Consider the following 22,061-nt stretch of genomic DNA (forward strand, 5'->3'; position numbering starts at 1 on the left):
TTTGTCGTAGCATTCTAACTTGTTATAAATTATGGGCGAGGGATGAAACCTACTGCGTCATAAACTTTTGCTAGTATTTTACTCGCTCGAGCAGACGCTTTTTCAGCCCCTGCTTTCATAACAGAATCTAAATAAGCTTGGTCATGTCGAATTTCCTGATACCTTTGCTGAATCGGTTCTAATAAGGCAACCACTGCATTAGCAACATCGCCTTTTAAATGCCCATACATTTTATTTTCATATTGTGGCACTAATTGCTCAACAGTTTCACCTGTACAACAAGACAATAAAGACAATAAATTTGACACACCGGGTTTTTCTTCAATATTAAAATAGATGTTAGCTTCTTCGTCGGAATCAGTCATGGCACGTTTAATTTTTTTACTGATTTTTTTCGGGTCTTCTAATAGGCCAATAAAGTTACCTGGATTAGCATCAGACTTTGACATTTTTTTAGTCGGTTCAAGCAAGCTCATTACCCGTGCGCCAAATTCAGGAATATAAGGATCTGGAACAGTAAAGGTTTCGCCATGAAGATTATTGAAGCGCGTTGCAATATCTCGTGCTAATTCTAAGTGCTGCTTTTGGTCTTCACCTACAGGTACACGGTCAGCATTATAAAGTAGAATGTCTGCAGCCATTAATACCGGATAAGTAAATAAGCCAGAATTCATATTTGCTTCAGACTTTTGAGACTTGTCTTTGTATTGAGTCATTCGATTCAACTCGCCCATTTGGGTGTAACAATTTAACACCCAACTCAGCTGAGCATGTTCAGGGACATGCGATTGAATAAATATGGTACTTTTTTCAGGGTCAACACCACATGCTAAATACAATGCTAGGCCGTCAAGTGTCGCTTTTCTCAAGTCTTCAGGATTTGGGCGAACAGTAATAGCGTGTTGGTCTACCAGCATGTAATAGCATTCATGACTATCTTGCATACTCACCCATTGTTTTAACGCACCTAAATAATTACCAATGGTTAAATCACCTGATGGCTGACAGCCGCTTAATACGATAGGTTTACTCATGATTTCTCTTTATTTTAATTAATTTGTTTATAAATCTATTGGCTAACTTTCGTTAATTCAGTGCGCATTTCGTCAATGGCAACTTTGTAGTCTGGTTTTGAAAAGATAGCTGAACCTGCGACGAACATATCAGCGCCCGCTGCTGCTATTTCTGCAATATTATCAGCATTAACACCACCATCAACTTGCAAGCGAATATCACGGCCGCTAGCAACTATTCGCTCTTTTACTAATCTTAATTTATCTAACGTGGTAGGAATAAATGATTGCCCACCAAAGCCAGGGTTAACTGACATCAACAAGATAACATCAAGTTTATCCATAACAAAATCTAAGCAATGCAATGGTGTTGCAGGGTTTAATACAAGCCCAGCCTTACAACCGTGGTCTTTAATCAATTGCAAAGTACGATCAATATGATCACTCCCTTCCGGATGAAAGGTAATAATATCAGCCCCTGCTTTAGCAAAACCGGGAATTAAACTATCAACAGGCTTTACCATTAAATGCACATCAATGGGTGCAGTAATACCGTAATCGCGTAGTGACTGACAAATCATTGGGCCAAACGTTAAGTTGGGTACAAAATGATTATCCATTACATCGAAGTGCACAACATCAGCACCGGCAGCTAGGACCTTAGCAACATCATCACCTAAACGTGCGAAATCAGCAGACAAAATAGAAGGAGCAATTAAAAACGAAGACATAGATAAACCTTTTTAGAATATTGCGCGCTATTATAACAATGACCTAAGGGAAAACTCTATAGATTCATTCATCCCTGCACCATTTAACTTAATGATAATCATCGAACGAACAACTCTTTTTACTCTACTGTTAATTTTTTAATATTCTTGTCTTTATAAAAGGACTAAGAAATTGAATCATTTACTTAAAAATGTGCTTCTATTTCATGCTCTTTTTATGAGCGTTAGCTTTTTAATTGCACCAAAAAAGCTCATTTTTCATAATAATTAAAGAGCAACCTCAACATCAGCGCCCTAATTGATTGAAATTGTTAAATAAAAATTTATTCATATAACTTGGTCGTACAGGCATCCACCTTGCAATGTCTTGTGTAGTAGTAGAATAGTAAATAAAAAATCCATTATATAAAGAGACTCTCATGAAAAAAACACTATTATCAATCTCGTTGACATCTTTACTTGCCGCCACTTCATTGTTATCAACACAAGCTACAGCCGTTGAAGGTTTATCTGCTAATGTTGGCGCTACCAGTAACTATATATGGCGTGGTGTAAGCCAAACAGATAACGCTGCAGCAATATCTGGAGGTATTGATTACGCAGACGATTCTGGCTTTTATGCTGGAACATGGGCTTCAAACATTGATTTTGGTGATGATGCGAGTGCTGAATTAGATTTTTACTTAGGTTTTAGCGGTCAACTCAGTGATGTAGTGAGTTACGATGTAGGTTATATCTATTATGCTTACCCTGACTCAGCACAGACTGACCATTCAAATGAGTATGATTTTGGTGAAATATATGGTGCTTTGTCTTATTCATATTTTTCACTTTCAGCCAGCTACGGTATTAATAATGATGACGGCGCGGCATTTGCTGATGCAAGTTTATATGTTTCTGCCGACGCTGAATTTGAAGTCGCTGATGGCTTAACATTAGCGTTCCATATTGGTGATTATTCTTTTGATGACGCTATGGTTGCAGAAGACTATAACGATTTCAGTGTTAGCCTAAGTAAAGACGGTTTTACCTTTGCTGTATCTGATACAGATATGGATAACGATGACATGAAATTTGTCATTTCTTATGCTGTTGATATCGACTTATAACAATACCAAAGCCAGTAATATAAATTACTGGCTACACTTCCTTTTAAAGACAGTGCAAAAAAACTCCCACCGTAGTAGAATAAAATCTGTGTTGATTTAAAAATAAACGACAGCAGAGCTAAGAGACTTAATACATTATAATAAGATGTTTTAGCTAGGTAAAAAGTCGACTTTCATCACAATAACTATTTGCATCCATTAGTGAAATTATAAATTTACACTTAATTAAATTAAATTTTAAGGATTTTACATGCAAATAATTATTTTTGATAATGCTGAACAAGTCGCAGAAAATGCAGCCCATTGGGTTAGCGAATTAATCAGTAAAAAAGCCAAACCTGTTCTAGGTCTAGCTACCGGCAGCACGCCAATTAGTCTCTATCAACAATTAGTAAACAAACATAAAAATGAAGGACTGAGCTTTAGTCGCGTCTCTTCATTTAATCTTGATGAATACCATAATATTAATCCTGAAAATTCACAAAGCTATCGTAGTTTTATGAAACAACATTTATTTGACCATGTCGATATAGATCAAAACAACACCTATCTACCTACCTGCACTAATGATCAAAACCCTCGTGAGCAAGGGCTTAACTACGAAAATAAAATAAAATCATTAGGGGGTATAGATTTACAAATATTAGGTATTGGCGCGAATGGTCATATTGGTTTTAATGAGCCAACGTCAAGTTTGTCATCTCGTACCCGTATAAAAACATTAACTCAACAAACATTAACGGATAATAGCCGCCTATTTAAAGAAGGTGAAGCACAACCGACCATGGCAATGACTATGGGTATTGCCACGATTATGGATGCACGCTATGTATTATTAATGGCTACCGGAGAAAGTAAAGCAAAGGCGGTGAACACAATGATCACTGGCCCGTTATCAGCGATGTGCCCAGCATCAGCATTACAAATGCATGAGAATGCAATTATCTTGTTAGATAAAGCCGCAGCAAGTCAGCTAAAAGATCATGAGTATTATATTTGGGCTGACAAACAGCATCGTAAAATAAACGAAGCTTATGGCTTTTATCATAATTATTAACGCGATAAAGCTTAACAAAAAGGCGCTAATAAATATTAGCGCCTTTTTAAGTTAGAGAATTAACTCAACTTTTGACATTTTTTTCACTGTACATTTTTAAATCCGCTATCGAGATTAATTGTTTTAAGTTTTTTGATTGTTCAGGAAAGAATGCTAAACCAAATGAAAAGGTTAATGATAATTGTTGTTCACCAACATGATAAACTTTTTTTTGTAGTGCATAAAATCGCTCATTAATACTTTCTGTAGCGACTTCCAATGTTTGAATTGTTTGTCCTTGCGCCAATAACAACACAAATTCATCACCTCCCCATCTGCAACAGAAGTCATCAGAGCGTAGCGTATTTTTTAAATTAGTAGCAAAAGCTTTTAAAAGTTCGTCACCAACATTATGACCATATAAATCATTAACTCGCTTAAAGTCGTCTAAGTCGATCATCACTAAGGTATAACAATCATTTCGCGTTAATGTTGCTGAAATCTTTTCAAAATACTCGATTAAAGCATGTCGATTATCTAATGTAGTTAATGAATCATGAAAGGCTTGCTCAGTGAGCTTTTCATTTTGAACTTGAATATCCGTAATATCGGTTACGGTTACCGCTACAGATTTAACTTGGTCAGATTGATTCTCAAAAACAGGTTGGTAAGCAACTTTAAGAAAGAGCATTTGTTTTTTCTTTTCCGAATAAAACCAATCAGTATAAGTTCTTATTTTTCCAGAAAAACACAAATCGAGCTCTTTTTTTACCACTTTATTGAAGGCTTCTTCACCAAGTACTGTTGCAACATGCTGATTTATAATCTCGAATTTTTCCATACCCCACTTATGGCAATATTGTTCATTTACCGACAAATAATGATAATCTTTATCCACTAAAGAGAGTAAATTATTCGAATGGTCAACTAAGTCTACAACCGAAGCATCCTGCACAAGGTCAGCACTATATTCAATAAGAAAGTGGATTGGGCTTTTATTAATAATACTGACATATACTTCTATATTTTTTTTAATGAAACTAAAATGTGTGAGACATTTGTCATTAGAGCCTAAAGGCATATTAGAAAAGTTAAGAATGAATTCAGACAAGCTCGCCTTACTATCACATAATGCAAAAAAGTCGTCTCCTTCATTTATTTGATACACATCCTTGATATGCTTACTACGACTGATAACTTCTCCATGCTCATCGATGATTAAAGCAGGAAAGTTGACATAATTTAATAAATCCGTATTCAATTGAAAATCCTTTTTCTATTTTATTATCAGTAAATTAGAGAAATGTACAATTCAGAATAGTCTAGCTAATTTTTTATGTCAAAAATATATATCTTTTTAATGATGTAAACCTAGTTTTATCATAATAAACGATCAATGTAATCGTCAAATAATACGAATAAGTCTGACGTTAATTGGGCAAAATATTTTAAATAAAATATCAGTAAAATCTAGATACAAGTATAAAGAAAAACATTTAAGATTGTTTTAGTACGTAAAGTAAGTGATTATGATGCTACCACCCGACAAGAATATCTTATGATGCCAACAGAAAATTTATCTAAAAAATCAAATTCTTCAGATAATAACAGTGCTTTTAAAGCGACCGCTAAAAGCGTTGGAGCCGCTTTTTTTGGTGTACAGAGTGATAATAATAGAGAGAGAGATTTTAGCGAAGGCAAACTCAGTCATTTCATTATAGCTGGCGTTATAGGTGTTGCTCTTCTTATCGGCGTTTTGATTGCGGTTGTTTCTTTGGTTTTACCCTAGTGTAAGTTACTTATAGAGAACGAGTAACTCCGCAACTTTATTACGTTTAGTCGCTTTTTGACTGATAGTACGCGATACTTGTATCGTTTTTTGCTTATTCGCGTGTTCATAAATCTTGCGCGTCCAAATAGTGTCATGATTACTGATCAACACTGATATTTTATGTTGCTCAGTGACCTCTTCTGCAATATTCGCTAAGTCTGCTTGTTCATCCAAACCAAAGCCATTCCCGACATAGCTCGTAAAACTAGCTGTTTTACTTAAAGGCACGTAAGGAGGATCACAATAAATTACATCACCCGTTTTTACCCGTGCAAATGTTTCACGGTATCCTTCACAAACAAATGTAGCTTTTTTTGCTTTTTCAGCAAAAAATAGCATTTCATTCTCAGGAAAGTATGGTCGTTTATATTTACCAAAAGGGACGTTATATCCACCTGATTTATTATAACGACACAAACCATTATAACCGTGACGGTTCATATAAAGAAAAACAAGCGAGCGAAAATAGCTATCCGTACTCGCATTAAACTCAGCGCGTAACCGATAATATACATCGGCTTGATTATACTCAGGCGTAAAATATACAGCTGCATCTTTGATAAACTTTTGCGGGTTTTCTTTGATAATGTTGTAGAGGTTGATTAAGTCTTGGTTTATATCATTCAACAAGTAATGTTCATATTTACTGTTTAAAAATACCGAGCCAGCACCTACAAAAGGTTCTATTAAGCGATCACCTTTAGGTAGCATTTTATTAATCACATCGCTGAGACCATATTTTCCGCCAGCCCACTTTAAAAATGCTCGATGCTTTTTAATCATTTAACCCATTTGCCTTACAACTCATTATTTAAGTATGACGCTTAAATAGACGTTTAAAAAAGAAAACGAATTGTATCCTGATTAGCTTATTATTGGGAGAGTTGATAAGCATTGATTTCATTATTAATTGCTTCAACCGACTTTACCCAAGGTTGATGTACTTGAATACTACTTGGCAGTAACGTAATGGCTTTTTCAGCCGCTAAACGAGTTTTAAAAACCTCTGAGGTAATCATTAGCATAGTTTGTTGATTAAAGAGCCTATAGTAGCTCCTAATGTTTATATCGTTAAAATCAGGTATAAATTCTTGATAGACAGAGAGACGCGTAAATCCAGCAATTTGAATAACAAATCCAGTCTGTTCACTCTTATAATAGTTGGCTTTAGCACCCACACTTTCAATTAAGCCAACATTACTTTTAGGTGTTTTACTCAGTACATCGTCTGATACAGCGGCGACTAATGTTAATTTTGGTACTATTTTGTTTTGTTTTTTTGGATTTTCATCCAAAAAAGATTCAAAGCGTTTGGCTTTATTAATTAATTTTGGTGCTATTAATTCAGTCGCGGTACTTTCAGAGTTCACAATCGCTTTAACAATATCTGCAGGCTTGGCGGGAACGCTTGTTCTTTCTTTTACTGTTTTTTCATTTGCAGTTAAAGAAATAAAAATGTCTTCAACTTCTGCCGATGTGCTCAGGTTTTTCTTACTGTAAGCGGAAATAATACTGGTGGAATTTGACGCCACCTCTTGTAACTTAAGCTTTGTATTTTCACTAAAAACATCTTGTTGAAACAACCAATAACCTGTGAACACTAAACAAATGACAAAGCCTATAAAAGCCATGGTCCACTTTGTGAATCGGTTCAATTTAAAAAAGGATGTGTTCCCTTTAAATGCTTTTGAACTCAGCGTTAATAATTGTCCTGTCTGACCCGATAATACCGATATTTTTTTATGAAATAATGATTTGTTTTTCGCAAGTGTCAGCCCTGCTTGGGGTGTGCCTAGCATAAGAACGCTAATGGCATAATTTGCTTTTTTAGCAATGTCTGTTAATTGACATAATTCATGCAAAATCTGTACTGATAAAAACTGAGCGTGCTCTATAACAATATCAATCGTTTGTTTTTCTTGCTTCGCTAAATTGATCACACTAACAGCCAATGACTGTTCGGGATCAAATAAAGTATCAGCGAAGAGTTGTTCAACAATACGACAGCGAATTTGTATATCGTTTAATTTAGGTGATATAGCAATAAAAGCAGCATTATGATCATTACCCAAAGAGCCAAGAAACTGACTTGCTACTTGAGAATAAACATTAGCGTCTTGGTCAACAACCAATACAGCATGCTTTGAAAAGCGTAAAATATAGTCAACACGCGCATTGGCGCTAATGGTGGTAACACTTTGGGGAGCATTATATTCTATGGCATGTGCTTGTGCAGACATGGTTCACCTGTTCTGTATTAAAAATTACAGAATTTGCTGAAGCATGTCCTCACTAATATCATCGCGCATTTCTGATTGACCAATAGCGGTGGGTACGATTAAGCGTAATACACCTGCTAAATTCTTCTTATCACGACGCATGTGACAAATAAATTCTTCAAACCCCATATTTTCAGGAGCTATTAGTGGTAAATCAAATGCGGCAATTAATGTTTCAATGCGACGAAGATCTGACGCTTCAAGCAAATTCATTGCTACTGATAACTTAGAGGCAAGTACCATGCCAGTAGCAACAGCTTCGCCATGAAGCCAGTTCCCGTAGCCCTGATCAGCTTCTATAGCATGACCGAAGGTATGACCTAGATTTAATAATGCACGAACACCTGCTTCAGTTTCGTCAGCCGCAACAATATCAGCTTTACATTGGCAACAGGTTTTAATCATTTCAATTAGAGTGTTTTTATCCCCTAATTTTATTTTGTTAATATTTTTTTCTAACCAAGTGAAAAAGTCACTATCACCTAGAATACCGTACTTAATTACCTCAGCCATGCCCGCATTAAATTCGCGAATAGGCAGCGTAACTAAACTATCAATATCAATAAGTACGGCTTTCGGCTGGTAGAAAGCGCCAATCATATTTTTACCTAAAGGATGATTGACCGCTGTTTTACCACCGACAGAAGAATCTACTTGTGAAAGTAATGTTGTAGGTACTTGAATAAAATTAATACCTCGTTGGTAACATGCGGCAGCAAAGCCAGTAATATCACCAATCACACCCCCACCTAACGCGATTAAAGTAGAATCTCGACCGTGACCATTGGCAAGTAAATGCGACATAATCACATCAAAGTTTGCTAATGACTTTTGGGCTTCACCATCTGGCAGTATAATTTCATCGACTTGAAAATCCGCTAGTTTTGCTTTTAAAGTAGCAAGGTATAGCGGCTTAACAATATTATTAGAAACGATACATATCCGTTTTCCGCGGATGTGTTGAGTCAGCAGACTATTATCATTTAATAGTCCGCTGTCAATATAGATGGGATAACTGCGTGTGCCGAGTTCAACCTTTAGCGTTGTCATTTTGGGATCTTTTTTTGACTGCTTATTCGCTTTTAGAAATCTAAGCGCTCAACAATTTTATGGGCAACAACTTTAGCACTTTGATCATCAGTCTTAACAATAACGTCAGCAATTTCTTCGTATAAAGGATTGCGTTCTACTGCTAGATTTTCAAGTACGGTGCGTGGCTCTTCAGAGGTTTGCAATAATGGACGTTTACGATCACGCTGTGTACGTGCCACTTGCTTGTCTATGGTTGTTTCTAAATAAACAACTATGCCTCTTGCTGATAAACGATTACGTACTTGTGTGCTTATTACTGAACCACCGCCTGTAGCTAAAACAATACCTTGCTTCTCACTAAGGTCTTCAATCACACCTTCTTCCCTTTTACGAAAGCCTTCTTCGCCTTCAAGATCAAAAACCCATGCGATATCTGCACCTGTTCGGCGCTCTATTTCCTGATCAGAATCAAAAAATTCAAGATGTAGCCTGTCAGCTAATTCTCTACCAATTGTACTTTTACCAGCGCCCATAGGCCCGATAAGGAAAATATTACGTTTTTCTGCCATTAGATTAACTTCAGCTCGTATAAATAATTACGTTTACAAATATGAGGGAACCCCCTCCGAAAATTTTGAGGGCGTAATTATCGCAATTGTTCGGTGTAAATTGCAAGTTAACTAAGACGAAAATAAAATGAAATTACTTAGTAACTCACAAACTTGTTTAAAAACGCTCAGTTACGATGCGCGGTGTCACAAAAATTAATAGTTCTTTTTTCTCATTAAAGTTGTTGCTATTTCTAAATAACCAACCGAAATAGGGAATATCGCCTAAAACAGGTACTTTTGATATAGTACTGATAATTGCTTGTTGATAAATACCACCGAGAACAATTGTTTCACCGTTGTTTACTAACACCTGTGTACCTATTCTTTGCGTGTCAATTGCAGGTGCTTGACCATTTTGCACATCGGATACCGTATCTTGAGTAACGACTAAATCTAATATGATACGATCGTCTGGTGTAATATGTGGTGTAACGGTTAAACTAAGTACTGCCTTTTTAAACTGTGTTGACGTTGCACCACTTGAAGATGCCTCTTGGTATGGGATCTCAACACCCTGTTCAATATAGGCTTGTTTTTGATTAGCGGTAGTAATGCGTGGACTCGCAATGATTTCACCTTTATTTTCTTTCTCCATAGCACTTAGCTCAAGATCTAAAATAGTGCCATCCGCTAATCGAGCCACTTGAAAAGCAATACTTCCCGCGGGATTGGCTACCGGTAAGTTAACATTTAATCGGTCAGCTAAATCAGGTACTAGGCCACTTGCTGCAGAATTAGCTCCCTCTAACGAGCCAGAACCGGCATATTCACCGTCAGTATCAGTAACCCCCCAACGTATACCTAATTCTTCATTAATACTGTCTTTAACTGTTACCATACGCGCTTCTATAATAACTTGGCGTACAGGGATATCTAAAACATTTACCATTCGCTTAATATCTTCAATACTTTTAGCTGTATCACGAATTAATAAGGTATTCGTTCGTTCATCAACACTGACACTCCCGCGTGTTGATAAAATACTGTTTTCATCATTCTTAATGAGGTTAGCAAAGTCAGTTGCTTTGGCATAATTCACTTGTACATATTCTGAATATAACGGCGCAAGTTCAGCAACCTGTTGTTTCGCTTGTAAATCACGGGCTTCACGAGCTGAAAGTTCATCACTGGGGGCAACCATTAATATATTGCCTTCCATACGTTTATCTAAACCTTTTACTTTTAATATGATATCAAGGGCTTGATCCCATGGAACACCATCTAAACGCAAAGTCACATTACCAGAAACACTGTCACTTGTGACTAAATTAAAGCCGTTGTAATCGGCTATTATTTGTAAAACGGTTCTAACTGAAATATCTTGAAAATTCAAAGAAATAGCTCGTCCACTAAAGTCAGCATCTTCTTCTAAGTAGCCAGGCGCCTTATCATTTTTAACAACAACCAATGAAAAAACATTGTTAAGCTGTTGATGTTTAAAGGTAAAGTCACTATTAATATCTACAATAAGTTTTGCATTGCGCCCTTCTTTAAACGTTTCGATACCAGTGACTAAGGTACCAAAGTCAGTAACATCTAATTTATAGAGTAAGTCGTCAATAATTTGTGTGTTATGAAATTCGATGTACAATTTGCCAAGTTTATCAGCGACATCAACAGCAACCATACTATCATCAAGGTAAACGAGTATTTGTGCTTCGTCATTATCACCCTTACGAAAATCTATCGAATCAATGTTATTAATGAAGTTATTACCCAATGGATTTACTCGAGTAACCGGAGAGTCTCCAATAGCTTTATTAAGAATTAACGAAAATAAATTACCTTTTTGTTGAATATCAAAAACTGAAAGTTGATCTAAATGCACCGTTGCAACAACTTTTCCAGCGAGTCTTTGAACACTAATATGGCTAACACCCGCATGTTCAACAGAGGTTTTTAATAAGTTTTCATTGAAATTATCAGCATCAAAAGTGATTTTAATTTGAGCAGGATTCATCACGGTTTTCATTTCAGGTGGATTGACAATTTCTTTTGTCAGTTCAAACTGCAATTCTATTTCATCATTTTGTAAAGTGTTATATTTGATACCGATTAGATCACTAGACCATGCTGAAAAAGCAAACGAATAGAGCATCATTACAGCGATAATACTTCGAGTTATCGCTAATGGAATTGAGTGGTGACTTTTCATTTTATTAAATAGCAACATTACTTCTCTTGCCCCTCTGTACCTGACTTGATCATTTTAATCGTCGTTTCTCGTTCTACCCAACAACCTGCGCCATCAGAAATCAACTCGATAACTTTAACACCAAATGGGCTAACCGTCGTAATATGACCATTGTTCAATCCTAAGTAACTACCAACCGCTACTCTATGTATTGTTGCATCAGACGCTTCTAGAAGCGCCCAAATAACATCTTTTTCACCTAGAGTGCCTCGCATTGATAAATTACTCAATGGATACTTTTCCAAGGGTTGCTTGCGCCGACGAGGATCCGGACTTAAACAGCCTGACATCTGTTGAATCTTCTGCTGAATAGCTTCAGCTTCTGGTTTATCAAATGGGCTTCGTAATGATTGAGCTGAATAATCAAAGTGACCAAATGTTGATATGGCTGGCATTGGCTCAATGACATTTGGCGTCTTTGATTGCACTGTAGCGATATGAGTCCGTAAATCACTCGTATCATCAAAACAGCCACTCGCACCAATAAGAACCATTATAAATAATGCTGATTTTTTCATTTTTCTTCAGCCTCTCTATAACGATAAGTTTTTGCCTGTAGTTTTAAACTCAGTAAACCATTGGCCATTTTATTTATGTGTACGTCAAAATCATGCAAAGTAACAATGCGAGGTAACCCTGCTATTTTACTAACAAAATTACCAAACTCATGGTACGAACCCTCCACTTCAATATCAATAGGAAGCTCAATATAAATTTCACGTGTTATTTCTGGCTGCCAATTGAGTTTAACAAACTTCAGCCCACTTGTTGTCCCTACAAAAGTAATATCGTCAAGCAAACCTGGCGTTTCATGACTTTCAGGTAAACGCCTTAATTGATTGGCGAATAAGGCCTCAGCTTCTATCATTTGTTGTTCAAATAATTCTAGATTAGCAGCTACATGATATTTTATTTGATATTGACTTTTTAGTGAGACTTCTTCTGCCACATAATTATCGAGTGTGGTTATCTTACTACTTATTAATAGAAAATATCCTAACGCCAAAACCACTAAGGCTATAAAAACAGCTAAGGTTATCTTCGCGGCTTTTGGCCATTGCCCAATATTGTCGGCTTCTAACCCCTCAAATTGTTCAAAAAACTGAGCTAAATCTATGTTCATGATTTACCTCCATTATTGACCGGTTTCGCGTCTTCTGTGCTATTTAATAAACCTTTAATACGCACACGCATTTTAAAGTCACTAAGGAGTTTGTTTGTTGCTTCATTGGTGGTGATAGATTCTAAAATTGCATCAGTAAATAACAGCGAGCTTTCTATTTCTCGGATCATATTCGCTAAATGGTTATTTGACTCACTTTTTCCAATAATTTTAATGCTATTACCTTGTTTTTCTAAACGTGTTAAGTAAACACCTGTTGGTACTATTTTTGCTATTTCATCAAGTACTTGTGTGCCAACATTTCTGCTTCTCTGAAGCTGTTCCACCACTTCAGTTCTTTTTTGTAACTCTTTTTTCTTTTCTTTTAAATTTTTGATTTTTATAATACGTGCATCTAAAAGTTTAATTTCAGTTTTTAAAAACTGATTCCGTGAATTTTGTCCATCTACACGCATTTGATAAAATTGGCTAACCGCAAAGACTAACGCGAAAGCGACAACGGCAACAACCGTCAATAATGTGAAATATTCACGCTGTTGAGCTTTATCGGCTTCTTCACGCCATGGGAGTAAATTTATAAATGCCATGACACAAAACTCCTCAATGCTAAACCTGCTGCCACCATGTATTGAGCAGCCGTTTTATCGAGCATTTCTTGATCAATACTTTCGGCAACAGACATCGATTTAAATGGGTTGGCGATGAAGGTATGAATGCCTAGTTCTTCGGTTAGCAATGCTTCTAGACCTTCTACATTAGCACTACCACCAGAAACAATAAGATAATCTATTTTATTTTTGCCACTGGAGGTTAAAAACATTTGAATTGCCCGACGAATTTGCTGAGTAAAAATGGTATGAAAGGGCCCTAAAACTTCAAAGGTATAATTAGGTGGTAAGTCATTAGTTATTTTTGCCTGTTCCGCTTCTTCAAATGTTTGATTGTAATAAGAGACAATTGAACGGGTATATTGTTCACCACCAAAGAGTTGATCACGGCTATAAATATGCGTTCCCGCATCCGTGACAGAAAATAGAGTCATCACGGCTCCCACATCAACAATAGCAACAATTTTGTCTTTAGCATCATCAGGCAATTGCGACAGACTAAGATCATAAGCCCGACTCACCGCATATGACTCAACATCAATCACTTTGGTTTGAAATCCCCCTAACTCTAAGGCCGCAACTCTCGCTTCTACTGACTCGGTACGTGCCGCACTTAATAGAACATTAACCTTAGAGGGATCTGCCTCATTAATATCAAGCTTTTCGAAATCCAAGCTAACTTCATCTAAAGGGTAGGGAATTAAACTGTCCGCTTCAATTTCAATTTGACTGGCAAGTTCGTACTCAGACAAATTAACATCCATATAGATAACTTTAGTGATAACTGTTTGTCCAGAAACTGCCGCTGCAGCTAACTTCACTGAAGAGGTAATCTCTTTTCTTATTTTAGCGACAACTTTGCCAACAGCATCAATATCTTGGATCTCTCGGTCAATAATAGCCCCACGGGGCATAACTTCTGTTGCTAGTGCTTCGAGAATATATCCATTATCATCTTGACCGAGCAAAACCGCTTTTATTGCATGAGAACCAATATCAATACCAACTATTAAAGATGTATTTTTTTTTAAAAAACTACTGAGCATAACATCCTACTAATATGAATAAATTTACCAATAACAACACCAATTAAATAACTAAATTATAATAAACTTAATTGTATTGCTATATATTAGGCACAAACTTGAGATAAATACATTTATTACATGCTTTTACAGGATATACTAGCGATATTAATCGTTTTTTTGTCCAATATTGAGAGAATAATTTAGTGCATTTATTGAAACGTCTCATAAAAGTAGGGCTAATTCTTACATTATTAGCTTGTTTATCTTTAGTTGCTTTATATTTATCAATGCGCAGTGAATTGCCCAATGTGGAATCGCTAAAAGACATGCAATGGCAAACGCCTATGCAAATTTTTAGTGCTGATAATAAGTTAATCAATCAATTTGGCGAAAAAAAACGCATCCCCCTAACGCTTAACGAATTTCCGCAGCAACTTATCAATGCTATTTTAGCCAGTGAAGACGACCGTTTCTACCTACATTTTGGTGTTGACCCCATCGGGATAGGCAGAGCGGTTTTAGGTAAACTTATGGGGCAAAATAAAGGGGGTGCTAGTACCATTACGATGCAAGTTGCCCGAAATTTTTTCTTGTCGCGTGAAGTGACTTACACGCGAAAAATTCGCGAAATATTTTTATCTTTTCATATTGAAAGCTTACTAACAAAAGATGAGATACTCGCCCTATATATGAACAAAATTCCACTGGGGCATCGCAGTTTTGGTTTTGGCGCAGCGGCACAAGTTTATTATGGTAAAGATGTAAAAGACCTTACCCTAGCACAAATAGCTGTTCTTGCTGGCTTGCCTAAAGCGCCTTCTAATTTGAACCCCATACGGTCCCCCAAGAATGCCAAGGCTAACCGTGGCATTGTTTTACAGCGCATGTATAGCGCAGGATATATCAACTCGGCTGAGTTATCACAAGCAAACATGGCACCTATTACCGGTAAAAGACATAGTGCAAAAATCGAGTTAAATGCACCTTACATTGCAGAAATGGCACATCAAGAGATGATAGATCTTTACGGTAAGGAGCTCGCTTATACCGGTGGTTATAACGTTTATTTAACCGTTAATTCAACGTTGCAAAATGCAGCAAAAAAAGCGGTGGTAGATAATCTACTCGCTTATGATCAACGCCATGGTTATCGAGGTGCGGCTTTTTCTTTACGACCCGACATGAGCGAAAACGACAAAAACATCGCTAATACCAACCGCAACCTTATCAACTCAGCAGATCAGAACCATGAACTCAGCGATGATGAAATTTTCCAAGCACTGAAAAAAGTAAAAAATTATCAACGATTAGTCCCAGCCGTGGTTATTAGCGTTTCAGAACAGTCAGCAAAAATTAAATTTTTGGGTGCTGAAAAAAATTCTCGTGTAACGTTGCAAGAAGGTGAAATTTTTTGGCAAGGTATGTCATGGGCACGCGAATTTATCAATGATGAAAAACAAGGAGCAGCACCTAAAATTGCCAGCGATATATTGCATTATGCAGACATGGTCTTTGTTATTAAATCAACACAGGGGTTTACATTAAGCCAACTACCAGAAGTTAGCTCTGCTTTAATTTCTTTATCAACAGATAATGGCGCAATAAAAGCGGCTATTGGCGGATTTAGCTTTCAACAAAGCCAATTTAACCGAGTAACGCAAGCAAAACGTCAAGTAGGTTCTAATATTAAACCTTTTATTTATTCTGCTGCTTTAGACAATGGATTTACGTTAGCAACATTGGTTAATGATGCTCCTATCAATCAGTGGGATCAAAGTACGGGTGTTGTTTGGCGTCCTGAGAATTCTCCACCAATCTATAATGGTGATATTCGTGTTCGATTAGCGTTAGCGCAATCTAAAAATGTTATTGCCGTACGGCTATTAAGAGCTGTTGGACTAGACAAAATAATTCCTCATCTAGCTGCTTTTGGTTTTGTACCCAATGAATTACCCCATAACGAATCATTAGCACTGGGCTCGGCATCTTTAACACCGCTAGAAGTGGCCACGGGATTTGCGACCTTTGCTAATGGTGGTTTTTTAATTAAACCTTATTTAATTGACAGAATTGAAGATTCTTTTGGCAAAGTGCTTTTCCAAGCGAACCCTGCTATTGCCTGTGAGTATTGTCAGGTAGACGATAATAAACAAGATATTGCTCCTACTTTGGAAACTTTTGACATATCACCCGAGAAAGAGCCACTCCCGCTTATTAAAGCGGCGCGAGTAATAAGCCCACAGAATGCTTTCTTGGTTACACAAGCATTAAATGCAGCAATTTGGGGTTCAGACTGGCGAATGAAACCCTATTGGCAAGGAACAGGCTATCGAGCACAATCATTAAAGCGACATGATATTGCAGGAAAAACAGGTACAACGAATGAATCAAAAGATGCATGGTTTTCTGGTTTCAGCCGTCGGTTAGTTACAACATCTTGGGTTGGCTTTGACAATCCAGAAAGAAACCTAGGTAGAACCCGTTATAATAGTAATCTTGATAAAAATCAAGTTACTGGTGGGGAAGCCGGTGCAAAATCAGCACAACCAGCATGGATAAAATTTATGGAAGTTGCCTTGGTCGATTACCCAGAAGAACCTTTTGTTCAACCTGTTGATATCGTCTCGGTACGCATTGATAAAAGTACGGGTAAACTTACTAATAAAACCGATAAAACCAGCTTTTTCGAATATTTTCAGTTTGGTACCGCACCAACCGAATCTGTAACACAAGACAACAGTAGTGAAATACTTGACGGCTCACGTTCTCTTGATGAGAGCAGTAACGGTGACATTTTTTAATTTAGCAACACATAACCTAACAATATAGTTAATGTGTTGACTGAATTTATATAATTACTGTGCATTAATTGTTTTATTTTGCTATATAACTTTCATTTGCGAATATTTTCTTACGTAACAAAACATTTAATTAATATTTTCATCTCCTTTATGAAAATAAATTCTACTTTATGTTATGTAAATCGATTGCAAAATATAAAAATATTACAGAACAATTAAATATCACATTTAAAACTAACCATTTGTAATAAAAGAATTAAATTTAACAACAAACGTTACAAAATAAAATATTTATGCATAAATTTTTAATCACATTTATTGCCTCCCCCCTACTATAAATGAAAGTTATAATGAAAACTTTCACAACGAAAGAAATTTTACTTTCGTTTTGCCTAATAATCGCCTAAAATTGCGTTCTCAAACATGTTTAATAAACAAATGTTCACCATCATACTTTTAGGAGAGTATTCGCTATGGCTTCTTTAGAAAGCTCAATTGATTTATCTGTATATGGCATCAATGATGTTGCCGAGGTTGTTTACAATCCTTCTTACGAGTTACTCTTTGCTGAAGAAACAAAGTCTGAACTTACAGGTTTTGATAAAGGCGTAGAAACCGAGCTTGGCGCGGTTAATGTCGACACCGGTATTTTTACTGGTCGTTCACCTAAAGATAAGTACATTGTTCGCGATGATACAAGTCGTGATACTGTTTGGTGGTCTGATCAAGGTAAGAATGATAACAAACCAATGACGCAAGAAACTTGGGATCATTTAAAGACTTTAGTGACAACTCAGCTTTCGAAGCAACGCTTATTTGTTGTAGACACCTATTGTGGTGCAAATGCTGATACCCGTTTAAAAGTTCGCTTTATCACTCAGGTTGCATGGCAAGCTCACTTTGTTAAAAACATGTTTATTCGCCCTTCGGATGAAGAGTTGAAAGATTACGAACCAGACTTCATCGTAATGAATGGCGCTAAAACAACTAATGATAAATGGCAAGAACAAGGACTTAACTCTGAGAACTTTGTTGCCTTTAACCTTACTGAAAAAATTCAATTAATCGGCGGTACTTGGTACGGCGGAGAAATGAAAAAAGGTATGTTCTCAATGATGAACTACCTACTCCCTTTAAAAGGCATTGCTTCAATGCATTGTAGTGCTAACGTTGGCGAAGAAGGCGATGTTGCGGTATTTTTTGGATTGTCGGGCACAGGTAAAACTACACTGTCTACTGATCCTAAACGTCAGCTTATTGGCGATGATGAACATGGTTGGGATGATAATGGTGTTTTCAACTTTGAAGGTGGTTGTTATGCTAAAACCATCAATTTAAGTAAAGAAAATGAACCTGATATTTACAACGCTATCCGTCGTAATGCGCTATTAGAAAATGTAAGTGTTGATGAGCACGGTAAAATTGATTTTGACGATAATTCAAAAACTGAAAACACGCGTGTTTCATACCCTATTGATCATATCGAGAATATTGTTAAGCCAATTTCTCGTGCCGGCCATGCGAAAAAAGTTATTTTCTTAACTGCTGATGCTTTCGGTGTTTTGCCTCCAGTTTCAAAATTAACGCCAGCACAAACTGAATATTACTTTTTATCTGGTTTTACAGCAAAACTAGCGGGAACTGAGCGTGGTATTACCAAACCTACCCCAACATTTTCGAGTTGTTTTGGTGCAGCATTCCTAAGCTTGCACCCAACACAGTACGCTGAAGTTTTACGTAAACGTATGCAAGCTGTAGGTGCTGAAGCTTACTTAGTGAACACTGGCTGGAATGGCACAGGCAAGCGTATCTCAATAAAAGCCACACGTGCAATTATTGATTCAATTTTAGATGGCTCAATAGATAGCGCTGAAACGACTGTTTTACCTTTATTCAATTTAGAGATCCCTACTAAAGTTGACGGCGTTGAAGGTGATATTCTTGACCCTCGCGATACTTATACGGATAAAGAAGAGTGGGACGTTAAAGCAGTAGATTTAGCTAAACGCTTTGTTAATAACTTTAATAAGTTTACCGATACTGACAATGGTAAGTCATTAGTTGACGCTGGACCCCAGCTATAAAAACTTAAAGTGTTAATGTTATAATTTGAAAGCCGCTAAACGTTTCCGTTTAGCGGCTTTTTTATGTTCAGGATGAACGGTATGTCACGATCACATGGATGTGAAAGAGTGACCATGTTCAGGATGGCCATTCTTAGGCATCCATGCCTTCATGGCATTAGTGCATCCACGCACGTCAACGGTATAACGCGGTGCCATGACTGCAGGGATGAACAGTTACCGAGATAACGAGGAGGTTAAGCTAAAAGTAAGACTGATAATAAAATTTACTTGATGGGTAATAAAACCTTTGCAGACAAACCACCTTGTTCACGGTTGGTTAAATGAACGTGCCCACCATGAGTGTTCACAATTTTCTTTATTATTGCTAAACCTAAACCACTTCCTTCTGTACCTCGCGCTATATCTCCTTGAGTAAAAGGTTGAAATAAACGCTCTATATCTTCTTCAAGAATACCAGGACCTGAATCACACACACAAAAATAAACAAACTTTTTATCATCTGAAATTCCTGTAGTAATCTCAATATCACCGTCAGAGTAGCGTAAAGCATTTTGTATAATGTTGGCAACAGCCCTTTTCATTGCAACAAAACGCAGCGGTATTTCAGGTAACTCTTCTTCCAAAAACTTTATCTGACGACCAGAAATCATCTCCGTTTGCATGACATCATTTATTAAATGATTAAGATCACAAAGCTCGGGCTTGTCTTTACTGTTATGGCGTATGTAATCGATAAATTGATCAATGATGCTGTTCATATCATCAATATCGCCTTCAATACCCTCTTTTAAAAATTCATCTTGCGATGACATCATCTCTGCTGCAAGCCGAATTCTTGTTAGCGGTGTGCGTAAATCATGGGAAATACCTGCCATTAATAAATTACGGTCTTCTTCGAGTTGCTTTATCCCACGTGACATATGATTAAACGCTTGAGTTACCGCCACAATTTCAGTGGTACCTTGTTCAGCTAAAGGTGGAGGGAATTCGCCACGGCCAACATCTTCGGCTGCTTTTTGTAATGCTTTTAAGGGACGATTTATTTGTCTGACAAACAACCAGCCACCAATAACACTTAGCAAGCCAAGAAACATTAGCACAACGGTTAACGGTGAGAAGTTTGCCTCTTCTAAACCTGAAAGAGGAATTCTTATCCAGTAATGAGGGGCTTGAGGAGGCCTGATCCAGAAAATATACTCGTCCCCACCTTGGGTAAGTCGAAGTTCAGCATCACCATTAAGTAGTTTGGACATTTCTTTAGAGCGATGAACAAGATAAGTCGCTTCTGCAAGCCCTGACGATAACGCATCACTCTCGCGATACACTTCGATACCTGTTTTTTCTTGAAAGGAGGTTGAAAAAGCCTTTCTTAACAAATCATCGTCAATGTCAATAAGTACAACACGCACTTGTTTTGCTAACAACTCATTAGTGAGCTGAGTATTAGGTTGAATAATGTAATAAACCATAGATACCCAAGAAACGACTTGGTTAATCAATAGTAAAAAACCGATCAACAGAACGGTTTGCCCAAAAGCACTACGTGGTAATATTCTCATGGCTTACATCCATTGTTTGACATTAAGTTATATGCAGCGTTTATCGACATTAAACTTATTGTGCAACGTCTTTACCCTCAGGAACAAAAACGTAACCTAAGCCCCAAACGGTTTGAATATAACGAGGTTTAGCGGGGTCTACTTCCAGCATTCTTCTTAAACGTGAAACCTGTACGTCAATACTACGCTCTAATGCTGAATAATCTCTGCCACGTGCTAAGTTCATCAATTTGTCACGAGAGAGAGGCTCTCTAGGGTGTGTAATAAGTGCTTTTAAAACAGCGAATTCACCACTGGTTAATGGCATATTGATATCGCCTTTTACCATTTCTCTTGTTGCAAGGTTTAGCTGATACTCGCCAAACGAAACAATATTTTCTTCTTGTGATGGCGCACCTGGTGCCTCTTGAACTCTTCGTCTTAAGACCGCTTTAATGCGAGCTAATAATTCTCTAGGGTTAAACGGTTTAGGCATGTAATCATCCGCCCCCAGCTCCAAGCCAATAATACGATCCACTTCATCACCTTTTGCGGTTAACATCACAATTGGCATATCATTAGATTGTTGGCGTAAGCGACGACAAATAGATAAGCCGTCTTCACCGGGTAACATCAGGTCTAATACTAACAGGTGGAAATTTTCTCTCTCAAGTAAACGATCCATTTGCTCTGAGCTTGCCGCGGTGCGCACAACAAAACCTTGTTCAACTAGATATCGCTCTAGCAGCGCTCTAAGGCGCATATCATCATCAACTACTAATATTTTTTTAGTTTCATTACTCATGGGTTTTCATCCTATAATATTCTCGAGTTTACTATAATCTAAAAAAAGTAATAATAAAGCTGCTGTTAAGAATTAAAGTAAAGGTATTTGTTACAATTTATGAAATTTGACAAATTTTAGACATAAAAAAAGACGCCGAAGCGTCTTTTTCTCAGTTCTCGTGAGAACTAAAATCAGGAACTAGTCAATGATTTTAGATACAACACCAGCACCAACTGTACGACCACCTTCACGG

19 protein-coding genes are annotated in these 22,061 nt (G+C 37.0%); 5 read left to right on the plus strand and 14 right to left on the minus strand.

All coding sequences use genetic code 11. From position 1 onward, the window contains the following. Window positions 1-29: 29 nt before the first annotated feature. Both trpS and rpe read right to left on the minus strand, forming a co-directional pair. Window positions 30-1,037 carry a tryptophan--tRNA ligase gene (trpS, locus tag H4J39_RS02625; protein ID WP_182225879.1) on the minus strand — a complete coding sequence of 336 codons (1,008 nt, stop codon included), beginning with the start codon at window positions 1,035-1,037 and terminating at the stop codon, window positions 30-32. 32 nt (window positions 1,038-1,069) lie between these two features. Next, on the minus strand, window positions 1,070-1,744 hold the full coding sequence (rpe, locus tag H4J39_RS02630) for a ribulose-phosphate 3-epimerase (protein ID WP_182225852.1): 675 nt from the start codon (window positions 1,742-1,744) through the stop codon (window positions 1,070-1,072). A gap of 419 nt (window positions 1,745-2,163) precedes the next feature. Between rpe and H4J39_RS02635 the strand changes: the two genes are divergently transcribed. Together H4J39_RS02635 and nagB are read left to right on the plus strand one after the other, a co-directional pair. Continuing rightward, entirely contained in the window at window positions 2,164-2,853 is a 690-nt protein-coding gene (locus tag H4J39_RS02635; RefSeq protein ID WP_182225853.1) for a TorF family putative porin, read from the plus strand. A gap of 250 nt (window positions 2,854-3,103) precedes the next feature. Then, window positions 3,104-3,910 (plus strand): glucosamine-6-phosphate deaminase, encoded by an 807-nt coding sequence (gene nagB, locus H4J39_RS02640; RefSeq protein WP_182225854.1) that lies wholly within the window; start codon window positions 3,104-3,106, stop codon window positions 3,908-3,910. A 64-nt stretch (window positions 3,911-3,974) separates the two neighbouring features. Here the strand turns inward: nagB and H4J39_RS02645 are convergent, their stop codons facing one another. Next, window positions 3,975-5,150 (minus strand): sensor domain-containing diguanylate cyclase, encoded by a 1,176-nt coding sequence (locus H4J39_RS02645; RefSeq protein WP_182225855.1) that lies wholly within the window; start codon window positions 5,148-5,150, stop codon window positions 3,975-3,977. A gap of 297 nt (window positions 5,151-5,447) precedes the next feature. On the opposite strand from H4J39_RS02645, the gene H4J39_RS02650 reads away from it, so the two are divergent. Beyond that, the gene (locus H4J39_RS02650; RefSeq protein WP_259368729.1) at window positions 5,448-5,678 is read left to right on the plus strand and encodes a DUF2970 domain-containing protein; all 231 of its coding nucleotides are present in this window, start codon (window positions 5,448-5,450) and stop codon (window positions 5,676-5,678) included. A gap of 6 nt (window positions 5,679-5,684) precedes the next feature. On the opposite strand, the gene H4J39_RS02655 is transcribed toward H4J39_RS02650, so the two are convergent. The 9 genes from H4J39_RS02655 to H4J39_RS02695 form a co-directional block, all read right to left on the minus strand. Further along, entirely contained in the window at window positions 5,685-6,503 is an 819-nt protein-coding gene (locus H4J39_RS02655) for a Dam family site-specific DNA-(adenine-N6)-methyltransferase (RefSeq protein ID WP_220462104.1), read from the minus strand. 89 nt (window positions 6,504-6,592) lie between these two features. Beyond that, window positions 6,593-7,960 carry an SPOR domain-containing protein gene (locus tag H4J39_RS02660; protein ID WP_182225856.1) on the minus strand — a complete coding sequence of 456 codons (1,368 nt, stop codon included), beginning with the start codon at window positions 7,958-7,960 and terminating at the stop codon, window positions 6,593-6,595. Window positions 7,961-7,984: 24 nt separating this feature from the next. After that, window positions 7,985-9,049: a 3-dehydroquinate synthase gene (aroB, locus tag H4J39_RS02665; RefSeq protein WP_182225857.1), complete on the minus strand. Its 1,065-nt coding sequence runs from the start codon at window positions 9,047-9,049 to the stop codon at window positions 7,985-7,987. 32 nt (window positions 9,050-9,081) lie between these two features. After that, window positions 9,082-9,600, minus strand: a complete 519-nt coding sequence (aroK, locus tag H4J39_RS02670) for a shikimate kinase AroK (RefSeq protein ID WP_182178947.1) — start codon at window positions 9,598-9,600, stop codon at window positions 9,082-9,084. A 157-nt stretch (window positions 9,601-9,757) separates the two neighbouring features. Beyond that, on the minus strand, window positions 9,758-11,815 hold the full coding sequence (locus H4J39_RS02675) for a type IV pilus secretin PilQ (RefSeq protein ID WP_182225858.1): 2,058 nt from the start codon (window positions 11,813-11,815) through the stop codon (window positions 9,758-9,760). Beyond that, window positions 11,815-12,354, minus strand: coding sequence for a pilus assembly protein PilP (locus H4J39_RS02680; RefSeq protein ID WP_182225859.1), 540 nt, complete (start codon window positions 12,352-12,354; stop codon window positions 11,815-11,817). Before H4J39_RS02680 ends, H4J39_RS02675 begins: the two co-directional genes overlap by 1 nt. Then, entirely contained in the window at window positions 12,351-12,959 is a 609-nt protein-coding gene (locus H4J39_RS02685) for a type 4a pilus biogenesis protein PilO (protein ID WP_182225860.1), read from the minus strand. Before H4J39_RS02685 ends, H4J39_RS02680 begins: the two co-directional genes overlap by 4 nt. Then, window positions 12,956-13,546 carry a PilN domain-containing protein gene (locus H4J39_RS02690; RefSeq protein WP_182225861.1) on the minus strand — a complete coding sequence of 197 codons (591 nt, stop codon included), beginning with the start codon at window positions 13,544-13,546 and terminating at the stop codon, window positions 12,956-12,958. The genes H4J39_RS02685 and H4J39_RS02690 overlap by 4 nt, the downstream gene beginning before the upstream one ends. Beyond that, window positions 13,534-14,613: a pilus assembly protein PilM gene (locus tag H4J39_RS02695; protein ID WP_182225862.1), complete on the minus strand. Its 1,080-nt coding sequence runs from the start codon at window positions 14,611-14,613 to the stop codon at window positions 13,534-13,536. The genes H4J39_RS02690 and H4J39_RS02695 overlap by 13 nt, the downstream gene beginning before the upstream one ends. A 185-nt stretch (window positions 14,614-14,798) precedes the next feature. Here H4J39_RS02695 and H4J39_RS02700 point away from each other — a divergent pair, with 185 nt between their 5' ends. Beyond that, window positions 14,799-17,396, plus strand: coding sequence for a penicillin-binding protein 1A (locus H4J39_RS02700; protein WP_182225863.1), 2,598 nt, complete (start codon window positions 14,799-14,801; stop codon window positions 17,394-17,396). 473 nt (window positions 17,397-17,869) lie between these two features. Next, a complete protein-coding gene (gene pckA / locus H4J39_RS02705) occupies window positions 17,870-19,480 on the plus strand; it encodes a phosphoenolpyruvate carboxykinase (ATP) (protein ID WP_182225864.1) in 1,611 nt (536 codons plus the stop codon). Between the two features lie 266 nt (window positions 19,481-19,746). Here pckA and envZ read toward each other — a convergent pair whose 3' ends face one another. Both envZ and ompR read right to left on the minus strand, forming a co-directional pair. Next, window positions 19,747-21,042 carry a two-component system sensor histidine kinase EnvZ gene (gene envZ, locus H4J39_RS02710; RefSeq protein WP_182225865.1) on the minus strand — a complete coding sequence of 432 codons (1,296 nt, stop codon included), beginning with the start codon at window positions 21,040-21,042 and terminating at the stop codon, window positions 19,747-19,749. Between the two features lie 55 nt (window positions 21,043-21,097). Then, window positions 21,098-21,826: a two-component system response regulator OmpR gene (gene ompR, locus H4J39_RS02715; RefSeq protein ID WP_182178926.1), complete on the minus strand. Its 729-nt coding sequence runs from the start codon at window positions 21,824-21,826 to the stop codon at window positions 21,098-21,100. Between the last annotated feature and the right edge of the window lie 235 nt (window positions 21,827-22,061).

The organism is Colwellia sp. Bg11-12, assembly GCF_014076955.1.
Taxonomy (GTDB): Bacteria; Pseudomonadota; Gammaproteobacteria; order Enterobacterales; family Alteromonadaceae; genus Colwellia_A.

Excerpts from the sequence above, each read along its gene's own strand:
- nagB (WP_182225854.1), top strand. The coding sequence starts at position 3,104 with ATGCAAATAATTATTTTTGATAATGCTGAACAAGTCGCAGAAAATGCA.
- aroB (WP_182225857.1), bottom strand. The coding sequence starts at position 9,049 with ATGACAACGCTAAAGGTTGAACTCGGCACACGCAGTTATCCCATCTAT.
- H4J39_RS02685 (WP_182225860.1), bottom strand. The coding sequence starts at position 12,959 with ATGAACATAGATTTAGCTCAGTTTTTTGAACAATTTGAGGGGTTAGAA.
- H4J39_RS02695 (WP_182225862.1), bottom strand. The coding sequence starts at position 14,613 with ATGCTCAGTAGTTTTTTAAAAAAAAATACATCTTTAATAGTTGGTATT.
- H4J39_RS02675 (WP_182225858.1), bottom strand. The coding sequence starts at position 11,815 with ATGTTGCTATTTAATAAAATGAAAAGTCACCACTCAATTCCATTAGCG.
- H4J39_RS02650 (WP_259368729.1), top strand. The coding sequence starts at position 5,448 with ATGATGCCAACAGAAAATTTATCTAAAAAATCAAATTCTTCAGATAAT.
- aroK (WP_182178947.1), bottom strand. The coding sequence starts at position 9,600 with ATGGCAGAAAAACGTAATATTTTCCTTATCGGGCCTATGGGCGCTGGT.
- H4J39_RS02680 (WP_182225859.1), bottom strand. The coding sequence starts at position 12,354 with ATGAAAAAATCAGCATTATTTATAATGGTTCTTATTGGTGCGAGTGGC.
- envZ (WP_182225865.1), bottom strand. The coding sequence starts at position 21,042 with ATGAGAATATTACCACGTAGTGCTTTTGGGCAAACCGTTCTGTTGATC.
- rpe (WP_182225852.1), bottom strand. The coding sequence starts at position 1,744 with ATGTCTTCGTTTTTAATTGCTCCTTCTATTTTGTCTGCTGATTTCGCA.
- ompR (WP_182178926.1), bottom strand. The coding sequence starts at position 21,826 with ATGAGTAATGAAACTAAAAAAATATTAGTAGTTGATGATGATATGCGC.
- H4J39_RS02660 (WP_182225856.1), bottom strand. The coding sequence starts at position 7,960 with ATGTCTGCACAAGCACATGCCATAGAATATAATGCTCCCCAAAGTGTT.
- pckA (WP_182225864.1), top strand. The coding sequence starts at position 17,870 with ATGGCTTCTTTAGAAAGCTCAATTGATTTATCTGTATATGGCATCAAT.
- H4J39_RS02635 (WP_182225853.1), top strand. The coding sequence starts at position 2,164 with ATGAAAAAAACACTATTATCAATCTCGTTGACATCTTTACTTGCCGCC.
- H4J39_RS02655 (WP_220462104.1), bottom strand. The coding sequence starts at position 6,503 with ATGATTAAAAAGCATCGAGCATTTTTAAAGTGGGCTGGCGGAAAATAT.
- H4J39_RS02690 (WP_182225861.1), bottom strand. The coding sequence starts at position 13,546 with ATGGCATTTATAAATTTACTCCCATGGCGTGAAGAAGCCGATAAAGCT.